The following is a 16,843-nucleotide window of genomic DNA, read 5'->3' as shown; positions in this document are numbered from 1 at the left end:
CGTTTACACCTTCTCTTTCACATTTTTACCAAGGATACCAGCTGGGCGGACAATCAAGATCAACAACAAGATTCCATAAACAATGGCATCACGGAAGTCTGACATTCCAAAGGCTGTCGCAAAGGTTTCCAATAGACCAATCACAAAGCCACCAAGAGCCGCACCAGGAATAATCCCGATACCACCAAGTACTGCGGCAACGAAAGACTTAAGACCTGGAGTAACACCCATCAAAGGTTCAAGAGAGTTATAATAGAGGGCAATCAGAACACCAGCCGCACCCGCAAGAGCTGAACCCAAAGCGAAGGTAAAGCTGATAGTACGATTTACATTGATCCCCATCAATTGCGCTGCATCGCTATCTACAGATACAGCACGCATGGCTTTCCCCATCTTTGTTTTTTGGACAATGACTTGTAACAAAATCATCAAAATCAAGGAAATGGCCAAAATCATTAACTGCACATTTGTTAGGCTAACTGGTCCCAAATCATAGCGAACTGTTTGAATCGCTTGAGGGAAGGCACGGGTATTGGCACCAACCAGATAGACCATGCCATACTCCAATAGGAAAGAAACCCCAATAGCCGTAATCAAAACAGCAATACGCGTAGAGTGGCGCAAAGGTCTGTAAGCAAGGAACTCAATCACGACACCAAGAATAGCTGTCGCTAACATAGCTACAATAAGAGCTACAAAGAAATTCATTTGGAAAGAATTAATCAAGAAATAACCGATAAAGGCTCCCATCATATAAATATCACCGTGGGCGAAATTGATGAGCTTGATAATTCCGTAAACCATGGTATATCCTAGGGCTAACAGCGCGTATACGCTACCTAGAATCAAACCATTTACTAGTTGTTGGAGCATAAGATTCACTCTTTCTATTTATAATTTTGAGGGTTTTCCCTCACTTTTTGATAGGTTCTTAAACATCGAAACAGGGAGTGAGTCCGAGGCTCATTCCCTATTTCAACATTTTTCTATTATGGTTTTACAACTTCTGCTGCTTCAACCTTACCATTGTTCATGGTCATCATGTAAGCAGTTTTGACTGTGTTGTGGTCTGCATCGAAGCTTGTTTGACCAGTTACACCTTCAAAGTCTTTTGTTTTAGCAAGGTTATCCTTAATTTCACCAGAGTTTTTAGCACCTTTTGCTGCATTTGCTACAAGGTGAACTGAGTCATAAGCCAAGGCTGCAAATGTTGAAGGCTCTTCGTTGTACTTAGCACGGTAAGCATCAAGGAAAGCTTTTGCTTTAGCTGAAACTTCTACAGTAGTTGAGAAGCCTGAGATAAAGTAGATATTTGATGCTTTTTCAGCAGTTGCTTGTTGTACAAACTCTTCACCGTTAAATCCATCACCACCAACGATTGGTTTGTCAATTCCCATACCACGCGCTTGGTTTACAATTTTACCAGCTTCAGTGTAGTAACCAGGAACGATGATAGCATCAAAGTCTTTCCCTTTCATTTTTGTAAGGGCTGCTTGGAAGTCTGTGTCACCTGCTACGAAAGTTTCATCTGCAACGATTTCACCCTTGTAAGCCTCACGGAAGGCTTTGGCAATACCTTTAGCATAGTCACTAGCATTGTCAGTGTAAAGAACAACTTTCTTAGCTTGCAATTTTTCAGAAACATAGTTTGAGATAATTTTTCCTTGGAAGCTATCTTGGAAAGTTCCGATAAAGAGGTAATCTTGACCTTTAGTCAATCCATCTTGCGTCGCACTTGGTGAGATCAACGGAACACCTGCTTTTGTAGCGTTCGCTACCGCAGCTGCAGTTGCACCAGATGTCGCAGGTCCTACGATTGCTGATACTTTAGATTGGGTTACAAGATTAGTTGTTACTGAAGCCGCCTCAGCTGTTTCAGACTTGTTATCTTTATCAACTACTTCGATTTGTTTTCCATCGATACCACCTGCGGCATTGATTTCATCAACGGCAAGTTGGGCACCTTTTTGTTCAGATGTTCCGTAGGCTGCTACGGCACCAGTTTCCTCGAAGTTAAATCCGATTTTGATTGTCTTTTCATCTACTGAGTTACCAGCAGCGTTTGACGCTCCAGACTTCACTTCTCCACAGGCTGCAAGAAGTGCTACACTTGCAAGCGCCACAAACGATAGGGCAAATTTTTTCTTCATCTTTTTTGTCTCCTTATTTCTTAAATAAATAGCATGTTAAGAATATACCGAATTATCAGAAAATTGTCAATACTTTTCTTAAACTTTTTCAATGATAACGTTTTCCTCTCGATAAAGATTGCCCACAAAGGGTGTTTCCAGCTCTTGGATATGACAAACTCTGACTTTTTTTATAAATTTTTCCTTGCTCAAGCGCCCGACCAATTGCTCCACTTCTTGAGTTGGAACATAAAGCTGTAAGTAACGATGTTTCTTGGAATGATAGGTAATATCTCCATAATCCTGCAGTTTTTTGGCATCACGATTATAGTAAAGATAGATAATCAAGCCAGATCGATTGACTTTTTCAAACATGATAAATCCTCTTTCTAAGAAATCTCTCCCTATTATACCAAAAAAAGCAAACCCAGTCGAGTTTGCCTTCTATCACCATTAATTCAATGAATTGTTGGCCATGATTTCATCAATAAAGCCATATTCAAGTGTTTCCTGGGCGCTCATCCAGTTATCTCGTTCTGCATCTGCATGGACTTTTTCGATTGACTGACCTGAATTTTCAGCCAAGATTTTTTCCAAAGTATTACGAGTTTTAAGCAAGTGTTCTGCAGCGATCGCCATATCGGTTTGCTGAGTACCTCCACCTGTACCACCCATTGGTTGGTGGATCATATACTCTGCATTTGGAAGCATGAAACGTTTGCCTTTTGCTCCACTTGATGCAATGACCGTCCCCATAGATGCTGCCATTCCCATAACAATGGTTTGGACATCGGCCTTGATAAAGTTCATGGTATCAACGATTGCCAAACCAGCTGAAACGGAACCACCAGGTGTATTGACATAAAGGTAAATATCTTTTGTACTATCTTGGGCATCTAAGAAAAGCAATTGGGCAATAACAGAGTTAGCCATATTGTCTTCAACTGGGCCTGTCAGCATAATGATGCGGTCTTTGAGAAGACGTGAGTAAATATCGTAAGAACGTTCTCCACGGCTTGTTTGTTCAATAACTACAGGAATCATTTATTTCTCCTTTTGAGCTTTAATTTTGTTGGTCAAATGACTGAAGATAAGACTATTATAATATCTTGGTCAAAAAAGGTCAAATTTTTGCTCTGTTTTCATCAGACAGAAACAAAAATTCAACCTCCTTTCGTGACTGGAGCTTCTTTTCCAAGTCATTCTTCTTTTCGATCTTATTTCGTACCGAACAAGCGGTCTCCAGCATCTCCAAGACCTGGAACGATATAACCGTGTTCGTTCAAGCGTTCATCCAAGGCTGCTGTAAAGATTTCTACATCTGGATGAGCTTCTTGAAGGGCTTTAACACCTTCTGGAGCAGATACAAGGCAGACAAATTTGATATTTGATGCACCACGTTTTTTAAGAGAGTCAACAGCCAAGATTGCTGATCCACCTGTTGCCAACATTGGGTCTACCACAAAAATTTGACGTTGGTCAATATCTTCAGGTAATTTCACCAAGTACTCAACTGGTTGAAGCGTTTCTTCATCACGGTACATACCAATGTGGCCAACTTTAGCAGCTGGAACCAAGCTCAAAAGTCCATCCACCATCCCGATACCTGCACGCAAGATTGGAACGATAGCCAATTTCTTACCTGCCAATTGTTTTTGAACTGTTTTTGTGATTGGTGTTTCGATTTCTACATCTTCTAGTGGAAGATCACGAAGTACTTCATACCCCATCAACATTGCAATCTCATCTACTAGCTCACGAAAAGCTTTTGTAGAAGTATCTGTACGACGCAAGATTGACAATTTGTGTTGAATCAGTGGATGATTAATAACTTCAATTTTTCCCATTTTTGGAATTCCTTCTTTCAATTTATTCTTCTTATTATACCAAAAAACGGTTTAAAAATCTTTCTAAACCATTTATTTTTGATAATTTTTCACATTAAATCAGCCTCTTTAAGAGCTGTCTGTACTGTCTCAAGTGGTAAATGAGTCAATTCTGTTCCCTTTTCTTGATAAAGGTATTGGGCGTAGTCGTCCATTCGGTACTGGTTGATATAAACCACACGCTTACAACCGACCTGAAGCAATTGTTTGGTACAATTCAGACAAGGAAAATGGGTTACATAGGCTGTAAAGCCTTTAGGAACACCACGTTCTGCACCTTGAAGGATAGCATTGACCTCAGCGTGAAGGGTGCGAACACAGTGGCCTTCAATGACCAGACATTCGTGGTCAATACAATGCTCGGTTCCTGACACTGAACCATTGTAACCAGTTGAAATAACCTTATTATCCTTTACCAGAATTGCGCCCACTTTGGCACGTTTACAAGTGGAACGATTGGCAATTAGTAGAGCTTGGGCTGCAAAATACTCATCCCATGCTAGTCTTTCTTCAGTCATATCTCTTCTCCTTTTTCTCTATTTTTTAAAAAATGGTAACCGTAAATCTGCAATCTTTTCAGCAGGTACCTTCATGCCATCCTTGATCCATTTTAAAAGGACTGAGACGATGGCTGAACTCCAGAAGGAATGAAGATAAGAGCTGACACCTTTTGATTTTCCATGGTATTTTTCCAGAAACTCCTGCATGGCTTGGACAAAGATTTTTTCCAGATGGTAATCTAAGGCAAGTTGAATCACTCTGGCTTCCTTTCTTGCTTCTCGGAAAAGGTGAACCCAGACCAGATAAAGGTCTGTCTTTAAATCATAATGATGCAACTGTTCCATAATATTGTGGACAGTTCGTTTAAATACGCTTTCTAAAATCTCCTCTTTGGAATCATAATTGCGATAAAAGGCCGCACGAGAAACGCCTGCACGTTTGACCAATTCAGAAATACTAATCTTGGTCAGGTCCTTTTTTTCCAAGAGTTGCAAGAGGGCTGTTTCGATGGCTTCTCTAGTTAATAAATTGGATTCTTGGTTTGATTTTCTGAGATTTTCAAGAGACTTTTCAGAGATTCTACGTTCAGACATAACATTTTCTTTCTACTTGTCACAACAGACGGATGAGGCTTTTGTTTCAAGGGCTTTCATGATATAATTGTAAAAAAAGACAGAACCTTTGTCAATGTATAACTGACAAAGATGGAGAATTTCTATGACTTGGAAGATTATTGCTGACTCTGGTTGTGATTATCGTCAGCTGGCAAGACCAGCTATTGACACGACCTTTGTAAGTGTGCCCTTAACCATTCAAGTAGCTGATCAGGTCTTTGTTGATGATGCCAGTCTTGACATTGACCAAATGATGGAAACCATGTATGCAACTGCAGAAGCTTCAAAATCAGCTTGTCCAAGCCCAGATGATTATTTGCGAGCATTTGAAGGAGCCAAAAACATTTTCCTAGTAACCATCACTGGTACTCTTTCTGGAAGCCACAATAGTGCTCAACTAGCAAAAAATATTTATCTGGAAGAACATCCTGATACTAAAATTCATATAATTGATAGTTTGTCTGCTGGTGGGGAAGTTGACTTGCTCGTAGAAAAAGTGAATGACTTGATCGACCAGGGCTTATCTTTTGAAGAAGTGGTTGAAGCTATCACCGCCTATCAAGAAAAAACCAAGTTACTTTTTGTCCTAGCTAAAGTCGATAACTTGGTGAAGAACGGCCGTTTGAGCAAGCTTATCGGTACGGTCGTTGGCCTTCTCAATATCCGTATGGTCGGAGAAGCTAGTGAAACTGGAACTCTCGAATTGCTACAAAAAGCACGAGGACCAAAGAAATCAGTTCAAGCTGCCTATGATGAAATCATTAAAGCTGGATATGCTGGTGGCCGTATTGTCATGGCCCAACGTAATAACGAGAAATGTTGCCAACAGCTTTCAGACCGAATACGTGAAACCTTCCCACAGGCGGATATTAAAATTCTCCCAACATCTGGTCTCTGCAGTTTTTATGCAGAAGATGGTGGTTTGCTGATGGGGTATGAAATTGATTAATTGCATTCTTGACAAGAGGTGACTTCATCTCTTGTTTTTTTGTGGTACAATAGAGCTATGAAACATTTTGATACTATCGTCATTGGTGGAGGTCCTGCTGGTATGATGGCTACGATTTCCAGTAGCTTTTATGGACAGAAAACCCTCCTCATCGAAAAAAATCGGAAACTTGGAAAAAAATTAGCTGGAACTGGCGGTGGTCGTTGCAATGTCACCAATAACGGAACTCTAGACGATCTACTCGCTGGCATCCCTGGAAATGGGCGCTTTCTCTACAGTGTCTTCTCCCAGTTTGATAACCATGATATCATTAACTTTTTTACAGAAAATGGTGTTAAGCTTAAGGTCGAAGACCACGGCCGCGTCTTTCCTGCTAGTGACAAATCGCGAACCATAATCGAGGCTTTGGAAAAGAAAATCACTGAGCTAGGTGGTCAAGTTGCTACTCAAACAGAAATTGTTTCGGTTAAAAAAATCGGTGAACAGTTTGTCCTTAAGTCCGCAGACCAAAGCTTCACTTGTGAGAAACTCATTGTCACAACTGGTGGTAAATCTTATCCTTCTACTGGTTCGACTGGTTTTGGTCATGAGATTGCCCGTCATTTTAAACACACCATTACTGAGCTTGAGGCAGCTGAAAGTCCTTTGTTGACAGATTTTCCACACAAGGCCTTGCAGGGGATTTCGCTGGACGATGTGACCCTAAGCTATGGTAAGCATGTCATCACTCACGATTTGCTCTTTACCCACTTTGGTTTGTCAGGCCCTGCTGCCCTACGTATGTCTAGCTTTGTCAAAGGTGGTGAGCTTCTCTCTCTCGATGTCTTACCTCATCTTTCTGAGGAGGACTTGGTTGTATTTTTAGAAGAAAATCGGGGAAAATCCTTGAAAAACGCTTTAAAATCTTTATTACCTGAGCGTTTGGCAGAATTTTTTGTGCAAGGCTATCCTGACAAAGTCAAACAACTGACTGAAAAGGAACGAGAACAACTTCTCCAGTCCATCAAGGGACTAAAAATCCCTGTGACTGGTAAAATGTCCTTAGCTAAATCCTTTGTTACCAAGGGTGGTGTCAGTCTTAAGGAAATCAATCCTAAAACTCTAGAAAGTAAGCTGGTCCCTGGCCTCCACTTTGCTGGTGAGGTACTGGATATCAACGCCCACACAGGTGGCTTTAACATCACTTCTGCCCTCTGTACTGGCTGGGTGGCGGGATCAAACCCAATCTAAATCTAAATTATTCAATGGCTAAATCAGCCCCAAAAGAAAGGAACTACTTTGGAACATATTATCTTGTTAAGGGGAGTTACTCCTAATGGAAAAAATGCTATCCCTAAAATGTCTTATCTAGTAGATATCTTGACAGAAGCTGGTTTTCAACAAGTTCGAACCTATATTCAAAGTGGGAATATCATTCTTGAAAGTGACTTAGATTTAGAAAAAATACGAGAACGTGTCCATACTCTAATAAATGAAAATATTGGTGCTGACTTAAAAATGGTAATCAAGAACAAAAGTGATTTTAAAAAAATTGTCCAAGAAAACCCGTTTGGAGAACACTATCTTTATGACCGTATACACGTGATTTTTTATCAAGAATCTATTCAAAGTCTCCCTTTAGAAAAATTGAAAATTGATTATGGTGAAGAAGAAATTTGTATCGGTAACCATTGTCTTTACCTCTATCTCCCTAGAACTGCAAAACAAAAGAAACTCCATACCAACTATCTTGAAAAGCTTTTTAATGTAGATTTGACAATGCGAAAACTAAATGTAGTAGAAAAATTATTAAGCAAGTAGTGCTTGAATTTAGTAAAAATCGGAAGAATACTCCTCCGATTTTATTTTGTCTGAGTTTGGACATAGTGGGCAATCACATCTGATGTGTACTGGGCTGTTCCAATTCCAAATTTGTCAATGTTTTCCTTAAACTCTGGGTTATAGACGTAGCCTTTACCGATATGACCGAATACTTCAATAGAGCAGTCGAATCCATAAGTACGGATGGCTTGCAAGAGTTTAGCAGCTTCTTCTTGGTTTTCTGTTGCTGTTACAGGCAGTCCAGCTTGAAGATTTTGTGACAAGGATCGAAATACTTGATTGAAGGCAGCCGTAGCTTCGTCTTCGTGACCTTTTTGGCGCTCGAGCGCTTGGTCCATCACTTCTTGTCCATATTTCTCTACCGCCTCTTGGTGGTATTTTTGATGGTCTTGGTAGTTAAATCCAGCAAATTTCTCTTGAATGCTCATTTCTCTTTCTCCTTTTTGTTCTTGAATGGTTTTTTGCAAGGTTGAAATCAAGGTATCCAGATGTTCCCTTTCTCGAGTCAAATAGTCCAACTGCCTGGTCAAATGAGGCAATAAATCTTCCCTTTCTTCCTTTAATAGCTCTGCTATTTTTTCTAAAGAAAAACCTAGATATTTGTAATAAAGAATAACCTGAAGGCGTTCCAAATCCTCCTGACTGTAGGTTCGATAGCCGTTTTCCGACTTTAAAGGAACCAAAAGTCCTATCTTATCGTAGTGGTGTAGGGTCTTGACAGAGACGCCCGAAAGCTGCGCAGCTTCTTTTATATGGTACATTATTTCCTCCTTATACTCAATGAAAATCAAAGAGCAAACTAGGAAGCTAGCCGCAGGCTGTACTTGAGTACGGTAAGGCGACGCTGACGTGGTTTGAATTTGATTTTCGAAGAGTATTACATTGATAGTATAACCCCTCCCCTCAGGTCAGAGTCAAGCGTTTTTGCGAAATTTTTTACTTTATCATAACATGAAAATGGTTTTCTTGACAGACCTTAGAAAACATGATAGGATAGTCAAGTCTATCAATCAAAAGAAACGCTCATTTTGAGTACTTATGAGGCTATTTGCCAAGGGCAGTAGCTTTTTCTTTTGTAATACTAATTTTAGGAGTTTAACTATGTCTGAAAAATCTCAATGGGGTTCTAAACTGGGCTTTATCCTAGCATCTGCTGGTTCAGCCATCGGACTTGGTGCCGTTTGGAAATTCCCCTACATGACTGCTGCTAACGGTGGAGGAGGCTTTTTACTGGTCTTTCTCGTTTCCACTATTTTAATCGGTTTCCCTCTCTTGCTTGCTGAATTCGCCCTCGGCCGAAGTGCTGGTGTCTCAGCAATCAAAACCTTTGGAAAACTAGGCAAGAATAGTAAGTACAACTTTATCGGTTGGATTGGTGCCTTTGCCCTTTTTATCCTTTTATCGTTTTACAGTGTTATTGGCGGCTGGATTTTAGTCTATCTAGGCATTGAGTTTGGAAAATTGTTCCAAATTGGTGGAACGGGGGATTATGCTCAGTTATTTACTTCAATCATTTCAAATCCAGCCATTGCCCTAGGAGCTCAAGCAGCCTTTATCCTATTGAATATCTTCATTGTATCACGTGGGGTTCAAAAAGGGATTGAAAGAGCTTCGAAAGTCATGATGCCCCTGCTCTTTATCATCTTTGTCGTCATCATCGGTCGTTCTCTCAGTTTGCCAAATGCCATGGAAGGGGTTCTTTACTTCCTAAAACCAGACTTCTCTAAGCTGACAAGTGCTGGTCTCCTCTATGCTCTGGGACAATCTTTCTTTGCCCTCTCACTAGGGGTTACAGCCATGCTGACCTATGCTTCTTACTTGGATAAGAAAACCAATCTGGTCCAGTCAGGAATTTCTATTGTAGCCATGAACATCTCGGTATCCATCATGGCGGGTCTAGCCATTTTCCCAGCCATGTCAGCCTTCAATATCCAATCTGAAGGAGGACCGAGCCTGCTCTTTATCGTCTTGCCTCAACTCTTTGACAAGATGCCTTTTGGAACCATTTTCTACATCCTCTTCCTCTTGCTCTTCCTCTTTGCGACAGTCACTTCTTCCGTCGTTATGCTGGAAATCAATGTAGGCAATATCACCAATCAGGACAACAGCAAGCGTGCCATGTGGAGTGCCATTTTAGGAATTTTGACCTTTGTCTTTGGAATTCCTTCAGCCCTATCTTACGGTGTCATGGCGGATGTTCACATCTTTGGGAAGACCTTCTTTGACGCTATGGACTTCTTGGTTTCCAATCTCCTCATGCCATTTGGAGCTCTCTGCCTTTCACTTTTTACAGGCTATATCTTTAAAAAAGCTCTTGCCATGGAGGAACTCCATCTCGATGAAAGAGCATGGAAACAGGGACTGTTCCAAGTCTGGCTCTTCCTTCTTCGTTTCATCATTCCAATCATCATCATCGTGGTCTTTATCGCCCAATTTATGTAATTAAAAAGGACTTGAGTAATGAACTCAGGCCCTTTCTTTTTTATGGATGGCTAACAATCAATTCCAAATCTTGTCCTTCTAGGGTCCAAGCTTCAACATCACTTGGTAGGATAAAGTGGCTACCTTTTTGGATTGGATAGTTTTTTCCGTCAACAGTCAGTTGACCTTGACCAGCTAAGACACTGAACAAGCTGTAGTCAGCTGTCTTTTCGAAGTCAACTTTTCCAGTAATTTCCCACTTGTAAACTGCAAAGAAATCATTGGATACAAGGAGAGTGGAACGCAAATCATCTGCTTTAACAGTTACAGGGCGGCTATTTGCAGGCTCACCAATGTTTAATACATCAATAGATTTTTCAAGGTGAAGTTCACGCAAGTTACCATTATCATCCTTACGGTCAAAGTCATAGACGCGATAGGTGGTATCGCTAGATTGTTGGGTTTCAAGAATCAAGATGCCCGCACCGATAGCATGCATGGTGCCACTTGGCACATAGAAGAAATCTCCAGCTTTAACTGGTACTTTTGTCAACAAGGCATCCCAGTTTTTATCTTCAATTTGCTGACGGAGTTCTTCTTTTGACTTGGCATTGTGACCGTAAATAATCTCTGAACCTTCATCCGCAGCGATGATGTACCAGCATTCTGTTTTTCCGAGTTCGCCTTCATGCTCCAGTCCATAAGCATCGTCTGGGTGAACTTGAACGCTGAGCCAGTCGTTAGCATCCAGAATCTTAGTCAAAAGCGGAAATACAGGCTCTGGACGGTTGCCAAACAATTCACGATGTTCCGCATACAAAGTAGCAAGGTCTGTTCCCTCAAAACGACCATTGGCCACCTTTGAAACGCCATTTGGATGGGCTGAGATGGCCCAATATTCTCCGATTTTTTCACTTGGGATGTCGTAGCCAAACTCATCACGTAGCTTGGTTCCACCCCAAATTTTTTCTTGCATAACTGATTGTAAAAATAATGGTTCTGACATCATATTCTCCTGTCTGATTTTTCTCCCCTCATTATAGCAAAAAAAGAGTTCCAGTTGAACTCTTTTTCACATCTTATAAAGTAGGGAGAAGATTTTATAAAAATAGTAACGATATACTTTTTTCTTTGATAGAGACGAACATAAAAGACTCTCGTAAAGCCAGCTGTCACTGGACTTTTTCCCTCAACTCTCATTCAAAAATTACTTTAATGAAGCATCTATTTTCATAAACGAACAAAACTGAAACCAGTCTTCTTTTTAAATCAAAGCTGTAATAGCCGTCACAAGGCCAAAAACAATACCTGGAGCATTGGCAGCAGCAAGGGGAATATCTCTTTCTTTCTTGAAAAGACCGTAGTAAACCCAGAGACTACAGTTGATGGCAGCAACCAAGGGCTGGATGAAATTTCCTTTTTGACCAGCCAGATTGTTCATAATTTGTGGGAAGTAAGACACATACATCATAACAGACATGAAGGTCGCTACCCAACCCAAAACTTTCATTTGTTTTTCGGACATTTTCAAAACCTCTTTTATTCTTTTATGCTTTTTATTTTATAATATGATGCAAAAATAAGCAAGAGTTTGAGAGTTTTGTTATAAAAATGTAAACTATTACAATCTTGTGATTAGAAAGCAGAGTGAAGTTAGGAAAAGTATATATAATCAGAAAAACGCATATTATTATGTATTGAAAAATCTTGATACTGGGTGTTTTTTTGCTGAAATATTTACTTTATTTTCTGATAAAACTGACTTTTAAGCCAGAATCAATATTTTCCTAAATCTACAACTTGTTGATATCTACTTTCATCATCAATATGATGGGCAATTTCTAACATCATTACAGGAAGAGAAAATAGTAGTTCATGTACCATGAAGGCGTTTTCTTTGTCTAGGGCTGCGGTCACTTCATCAGCCAATAACAGATTTTTTTTACGAAGAAGAAAACGTGCCAATTCAATCCTTACTCTTTGTCCCCCAGAAATATTCTCCCCGTTATTTTTGATAATAAAATCCATCCCACCCGTCAATTCAAAATCTAGTTTGACTTGTTTCAAAACAGCAAGCAACTCTTCCTCAGAAAATTCTTGTCCTAATGTTAAATTATAACGCACTGTATCGTTAAAGAGAAATGGGTGTTGGCTAATAATTCCTATACTGGATACAAAACTTGATGTACATTCATTAACAGTTGTCACACCGATAATTTCTCCCTCATCTGCTATTTCTTCTCCAGTAATGAGTCGAAACAAGGTTGACTTACCACAACCACTCGGTCCTTTGATTAAAACTTTCTGACCTACTTGAACATCCAAATTTAGATGAGTAAAAAGTTGTCTGTCACCATAGGATTTACTTAAATTTTTAATGTGCAGAGCATGCAATTCTTGCGCATCTTTTTTATCTATCTGTTTTACATCTCCAATTTCTAATACTCCAAAAATCTTATCTGCTGTCGTTTTTGCCCCTTGTATATCTACAGCATCATACATAATAGTCTGAATAGGGCTCACTAGCTGACCTGCTGCGATATACATAGCAACAAGACTTGCCACTGACACTTTCTGCCCAGCCATAGCAAAGTAAAAACCTAAAACAAGTGGTAAAACTTGGCTTAAAAAGACCATGAAACCGTTGCAAAAGAAAATTATATTATGGGTAAAGCAAAATTTTTGAATGGCTAGTTGATAATGTCTATTAATCTTCCAAAATCTGTTCTGATTTTCAGAAATTGCTTGGTTCATGAGTAGAGTATATGCTCCTCGGATACTATCAGATACTTGATTATGCACTTCTACTCTGCCTTGAGCCATGTCATCACCAGTATGTTTGAGTCTTTTATTCATCAAGAACTGAGGAATAGGACGTAAAATAGTGAAAAAGACAAAAATACTACCTAGTAACAAATTTTGCGAAATAATATAAATCGCTGTTAGTAATGCTACAAAGCTCCAGCAAATGATATTAACGTATTTTTCTAAGTAATTATCCCCAAAATACTCCATATCTTGTGTGAGCATGGTGATTTTTTCATCTTCGTTAAAATCTTTATTTATCATCAGCTTGTCAAATAAATCTGCCCTCATATTCATTTGAATTTCACGTCTAAAAACATTATGTGTATGATTACAAAAGAGCATTAAGCTATACAAGACGAAGTATACTGTAAAGCCAAAAACAGCAAACTGTATGATTTTAGAATAAGTCAGTTCTCCTTGATTTAAGGACAAGGCTTGTGATACGACTAAGGGTTGAGCAAGAGCCAAACCTCCATTTGCCAGTGCACCAATGATTGTATAAAACTTCGTTTTCTTATCCAGATAGTGAAATATTTTATTCATAATGCCCTCCTAGAAAGATAGAGAGACTAGCCACCCTATCCATTTTTATATAAACTTAACAAATATTACAATTATTGCTTACAACTTCAGGTTTTTTTACAACCTTTTTGTTTTTCTTGATAGATATTTTTGCTTACCCTTCTCTAGTCCACATCTAAAATATCTTAATAGCATCCAGAAATAGCATAAAGTGCTAGATTTTTAAGAATTTTCTCTTGCATATTCTTACAAATCAAAGAAGAGCTTAATTCCGTAATATGCTTGGCCATTGGACAAAAGCCTAATTTACAAATCAAAACAAAGAGACATATTTTACAATCTTCTCTAACAGATAGAAATCATCCTTTCATATGCATCTTATTTTTGTACTGTTATATTTTTATTATAAGATTTTAGAAAAACGCTGTCAATTGTTTATGTGCAATTGCTTTATGTTAAAAAGACCGGATTGCTCCGATCTTTCAATATTCATACTCTTAATTTCTGTTTTAAAAATAGCTAAGGTTAACGTCCACTTATTTCATACGATAAAAATCAATCACTAGACCAGCAGGCCCTTTAACTAATAAGGACTCTGTTCCCCAATCGGTTACAGTTGGTCCGTTTAAAACCTGGATACCAAGTTCTTTCAACCGTTGGTAATTCTGGTCTACATCCTCAACCTCGATATGAAGAATGATTCCTGACTGAAAATCTTCCAAAGGAATCAAATGATTTTGGGACAACATCAGACAGTGACTGCCAATCGTAAATTGAGCAAAACTGTCATCAACATAATCGGATTTTTTATCCAAAATACGCTCCAAGTCAGCACAGACTTGGGGAACATCTGAAACGATAATATCTAATTGATTTAAATTCATTTACTATCCTCCAGAAAAAGACCGGATTGCTCCGATCTTTTCAAGTTTCTCTCTATGAAAATCAAAGAATAAACAAGGCGGAACCAAGTTTGATGGCAATTCTTTGCTCATCAAACTACGAAAAATCCTTTGGGACTTTTTCTAGGCTCCGCACTAGATTCCATCATTGAAAATTAAAGTTTCAATGATGGAATCGTCGGCAGCAACCTAATAAAGAAGTCTATAAATTTATCTTTGATTTTCCACGAGAGAAATTATTTAATTGCGCGTGATTGCAACCCTTCTTCTTCCAAGAAGAGACGGAATGGTACGAGTTCTTCTGCTTCGTATTTTTCCTTGAAGGCTTTGATTGCTTCTTCTGAGTGAAGTTTTGGATCCAATTCAAGTACTTCTACTGGAAGTGGACGGTGTGGAGTGATGCGAGCATCGATAACAACAGTTTTACCTTCTTTGTTCAATTTAACAGCTTCTGCAACAACTGCATCGATATCTTCGATACGGTCAACTGTAAATCCAACAGCTCCTTGCGCTTCAGCGATTTTCGCATAGTCAGCATTAGGGAAGTCACAACCAAACAAGTGTTTGTTTGTGTCTTCGTATTTGTCCTTGATGAAGGCATATTTACCATTTGAGAAGACAACGTTGATAACTGGAAGGTCGTATTGAACGTTTGTGATAACGTCTGGGTAGCACATGTTGAATGCACCGTCACCCATGATGTTCCATACTTGGCGATCTGGATTGTCTTTCTTAGCAGCGATACCACCAGGAAGGGCAATACCCATTGTCGCAAAGAGTGGAGATGTACGCCACATGTTCTTAGGTGTCATGTGAAGGTGACGAGTAGATGTTTGAGTAGTGTCACCTACGTCGATTGAGTAGATAGCGTCTTGATCAGCATGTTTGTTGATTGCATTGTAAACTTGATACAATTGCAATTCACCCTCAGTTTTACCTTCGAGTTTGTTCATGTAATCACGCCAGTTTTGGTTATTCTTAACGTTTGCACGCCACCATGGAGTTGATTCAACTGGGTTTACTTTGTCAAGGATAGCTTTAGCTGCTTGACCTGCGTCACCAAGGATTGAAGCGTCTAGGGCATGACGTTTACCAAGTTTGTAAGGGTCGATATCCACTTGGATAAATTTTTCAGTGTTCTTGAATGCTTCGTAAACTTCAGCAAATGGGAAGTTTGAACCAAGGAAAAGAACTGTGTCTGCTTCAAAGACCACTTCGTTGGCTGGTTTCCAACCAACACGGTAAGCAGAACCTGTCAAACCTTCATAGTTCCATTCGAAAGCTTCAAAGTTTTTACCAGTTGTAATGATTGGTGCTTTGATTTTACGTGACAATTCAGTAATCACTTCACCAGCTTTAACACCACCGTAACCAGCATAGATAACTGGACGTTCAGCATTGTTCAAGATTTCAACAGCTTTGTCGATTTCAACTTCGTTCAAAGCAGGAGCGATAAATGAACGTTCGTATGAACCAGATCCATAGTAAGAGTTTTCGTCGATTTCTTGGAAACCGAAGTTTACTGGGATTTCAACAACAGCTGGACCTTTTTTAGAAACTGCAGCACGGCAAGCTTCGTCAATTACTTTTGGCAATTGCTCAGCGTAAGCTACACGTTTGTTGTATACAGCGATACCATTGTACATTGGGTTTTGGTTCAATTCTTGGAAAGCATCCATGTTCAATTCGTTAACTGGACGTGATCCAAGGATTGCTAGGAATGGAGTGTTATCCATAGCTGCATCGTAAACACCGTTAATCAAGTGAGTCGCACCTGGACCACCTGAACCAACTGCAACCCCGATTGAGCCGCCGAATTTAGCTTGCATAACCGCTGCAAGAGCACCTGTTTCTTCGTGGCGAACTTGCAAGAAGCGGATATCTTTGTCTTCAGCCAAAGCGTCCATCAATGAGCTGAGTGTTCCTGATGGGATACCGTAGATTGTGTCTACGCCCCATGTTTTCAATACATTAAGCATTGCTGCAGATGCAGTAATTTTCCCTTGAGTCATAATGATAACTCTCCTTCAAATATTTTTAAATCTACTAAAAAAGGTTTCATATAGTTTTTGAAAACGTTTCAGTAAATTTTTACAATACTAATTTATCACATTTATTTTGACTTTACTAAGAATCTGCTCAGAAGTTTTTATTCTCTATTACAGTACAGTTTGAAAACGTTTTTAGTTTCTGTTTTATAATACTCAATGAAAATCAAAGAACAAACTAGAAAGCTAGCCGCAGGTTGCTCAAAACACAGCTTTGAGGTTGCAGATAAAGCTGACGTGGT

17 protein-coding genes are annotated in these 16,843 nt (G+C 39.4%); 4 read left to right on the top strand and 13 right to left on the bottom strand.

The window, feature by feature from the left end; translation table 11 throughout:
* Window positions 1-3: 3 nt before the first annotated feature.
* The 7 genes from B7703_RS01860 to B7703_RS01825 form a co-directional block, all read right to left on the bottom strand.
* The gene (locus tag B7703_RS01860; RefSeq protein WP_000941427.1) at window positions 4-873 is read right to left on the bottom strand and encodes a branched-chain amino acid ABC transporter permease; all 870 of its coding nucleotides are present in this window, start codon (window positions 871-873) and stop codon (window positions 4-6) included.
* 116 nt (window positions 874-989) lie between these two features.
* Window positions 990-2,150: an ABC transporter substrate-binding protein gene (locus B7703_RS01855; protein ID WP_000726116.1), complete on the bottom strand. Its 1,161-nt coding sequence runs from the start codon at window positions 2,148-2,150 to the stop codon at window positions 990-992.
* Window positions 2,151-2,228: 78 nt separating this feature from the next.
* The gene (locus B7703_RS01850; RefSeq protein WP_070842704.1) at window positions 2,229-2,504 is read right to left on the bottom strand and encodes a YlbG family protein; all 276 of its coding nucleotides are present in this window, start codon (window positions 2,502-2,504) and stop codon (window positions 2,229-2,231) included.
* Between the two features lie 78 nt (window positions 2,505-2,582).
* Window positions 2,583-3,173: an ATP-dependent Clp protease proteolytic subunit ClpP gene (gene clpP / locus B7703_RS01840; protein ID WP_000613475.1), complete on the bottom strand. Its 591-nt coding sequence runs from the start codon at window positions 3,171-3,173 to the stop codon at window positions 2,583-2,585.
* A 173-nt stretch (window positions 3,174-3,346) separates the two neighbouring features.
* Window positions 3,347-3,976 carry a uracil phosphoribosyltransferase gene (gene upp, locus B7703_RS01835; protein ID WP_000515974.1) on the bottom strand — a complete coding sequence of 210 codons (630 nt, stop codon included), beginning with the start codon at window positions 3,974-3,976 and terminating at the stop codon, window positions 3,347-3,349.
* Window positions 3,977-4,065: 89 nt separating this feature from the next.
* On the bottom strand, window positions 4,066-4,533 hold the full coding sequence (locus B7703_RS01830; protein WP_023947240.1) for a deoxycytidylate deaminase: 468 nt from the start codon (window positions 4,531-4,533) through the stop codon (window positions 4,066-4,068).
* Window positions 4,534-4,551: 18 nt separating this feature from the next.
* Window positions 4,552-5,109: a TetR/AcrR family transcriptional regulator gene (locus B7703_RS01825; protein WP_000004136.1), complete on the bottom strand. Its 558-nt coding sequence runs from the start codon at window positions 5,107-5,109 to the stop codon at window positions 4,552-4,554.
* A 124-nt stretch (window positions 5,110-5,233) separates the two neighbouring features.
* Here B7703_RS01825 and B7703_RS01820 point away from each other — a divergent pair, with 124 nt between their 5' ends.
* Genes B7703_RS01820 through B7703_RS01810 form a run of 3 tightly spaced genes read left to right on the top strand, consistent with a single transcriptional unit; the run spans window position 5,234 to window position 7,879 of the window.
* Window positions 5,234-6,079, top strand: a complete 846-nt coding sequence (locus B7703_RS01820; RefSeq protein ID WP_024057020.1) for a DegV family protein — start codon at window positions 5,234-5,236, stop codon at window positions 6,077-6,079.
* Between the two features lie 57 nt (window positions 6,080-6,136).
* On the top strand, window positions 6,137-7,309 hold the full coding sequence (aao, locus tag B7703_RS01815; RefSeq protein WP_084923412.1) for an aminoacetone oxidase: 1,173 nt from the start codon (window positions 6,137-6,139) through the stop codon (window positions 7,307-7,309).
* A 48-nt stretch (window positions 7,310-7,357) separates the two neighbouring features.
* The gene (locus B7703_RS01810; RefSeq protein WP_000400051.1) at window positions 7,358-7,879 is read left to right on the top strand and encodes a DUF1697 domain-containing protein; all 522 of its coding nucleotides are present in this window, start codon (window positions 7,358-7,360) and stop codon (window positions 7,877-7,879) included.
* A 41-nt stretch (window positions 7,880-7,920) separates the two neighbouring features.
* On the opposite strand, the gene B7703_RS01805 is transcribed toward B7703_RS01810, so the two are convergent.
* Window positions 7,921-8,661: a MerR family transcriptional regulator gene (locus B7703_RS01805; RefSeq protein ID WP_045611950.1), complete on the bottom strand. Its 741-nt coding sequence runs from the start codon at window positions 8,659-8,661 to the stop codon at window positions 7,921-7,923.
* 340 nt (window positions 8,662-9,001) lie between these two features.
* Between B7703_RS01805 and B7703_RS01800 the strand changes: the two genes are divergently transcribed.
* On the top strand, window positions 9,002-10,342 hold the full coding sequence (locus B7703_RS01800; RefSeq protein ID WP_045611951.1) for a sodium-dependent transporter: 1,341 nt from the start codon (window positions 9,002-9,004) through the stop codon (window positions 10,340-10,342).
* Between the two features lie 40 nt (window positions 10,343-10,382).
* Here the strand turns inward: B7703_RS01800 and manA are convergent, their stop codons facing one another.
* The 5 genes from manA to spxB form a co-directional block, all read right to left on the bottom strand.
* A complete protein-coding gene (manA, locus tag B7703_RS01795) occupies window positions 10,383-11,327 on the bottom strand; it encodes a mannose-6-phosphate isomerase, class I (RefSeq protein ID WP_045611953.1) in 945 nt (314 codons plus the stop codon).
* A 258-nt stretch (window positions 11,328-11,585) separates the two neighbouring features.
* Window positions 11,586-11,846 carry a SemiSWEET family transporter gene (locus tag B7703_RS01790; protein ID WP_001291476.1) on the bottom strand — a complete coding sequence of 87 codons (261 nt, stop codon included), beginning with the start codon at window positions 11,844-11,846 and terminating at the stop codon, window positions 11,586-11,588.
* Between the two features lie 251 nt (window positions 11,847-12,097).
* Entirely contained in the window at window positions 12,098-13,672 is a 1,575-nt protein-coding gene (locus tag B7703_RS01785) for an ATP-binding cassette domain-containing protein (protein WP_045611954.1), read from the bottom strand.
* 515 nt (window positions 13,673-14,187) lie between these two features.
* Complete coding sequence (locus tag B7703_RS01780) at window positions 14,188-14,535, bottom strand: VOC family protein (RefSeq protein WP_001052644.1); 348 nt, start codon at window positions 14,533-14,535, stop codon at window positions 14,188-14,190.
* A 254-nt stretch (window positions 14,536-14,789) separates the two neighbouring features.
* On the bottom strand, window positions 14,790-16,565 hold the full coding sequence (spxB, locus tag B7703_RS01775; RefSeq protein ID WP_049535419.1) for a pyruvate oxidase: 1,776 nt from the start codon (window positions 16,563-16,565) through the stop codon (window positions 14,790-14,792).
* Between the last annotated feature and the right edge of the window lie 278 nt (window positions 16,566-16,843).

The sequence above is a fragment of the Streptococcus mitis genome (genome assembly GCF_002096735.1).
In the GTDB taxonomy this organism is placed as follows: domain Bacteria; phylum Bacillota; class Bacilli; order Lactobacillales; family Streptococcaceae; genus Streptococcus; species Streptococcus mitis_CZ.
The sequence above is the reverse complement of the archived record's forward strand: the minus strand, read 5'-3'. Positions and strand labels throughout refer to the sequence as shown.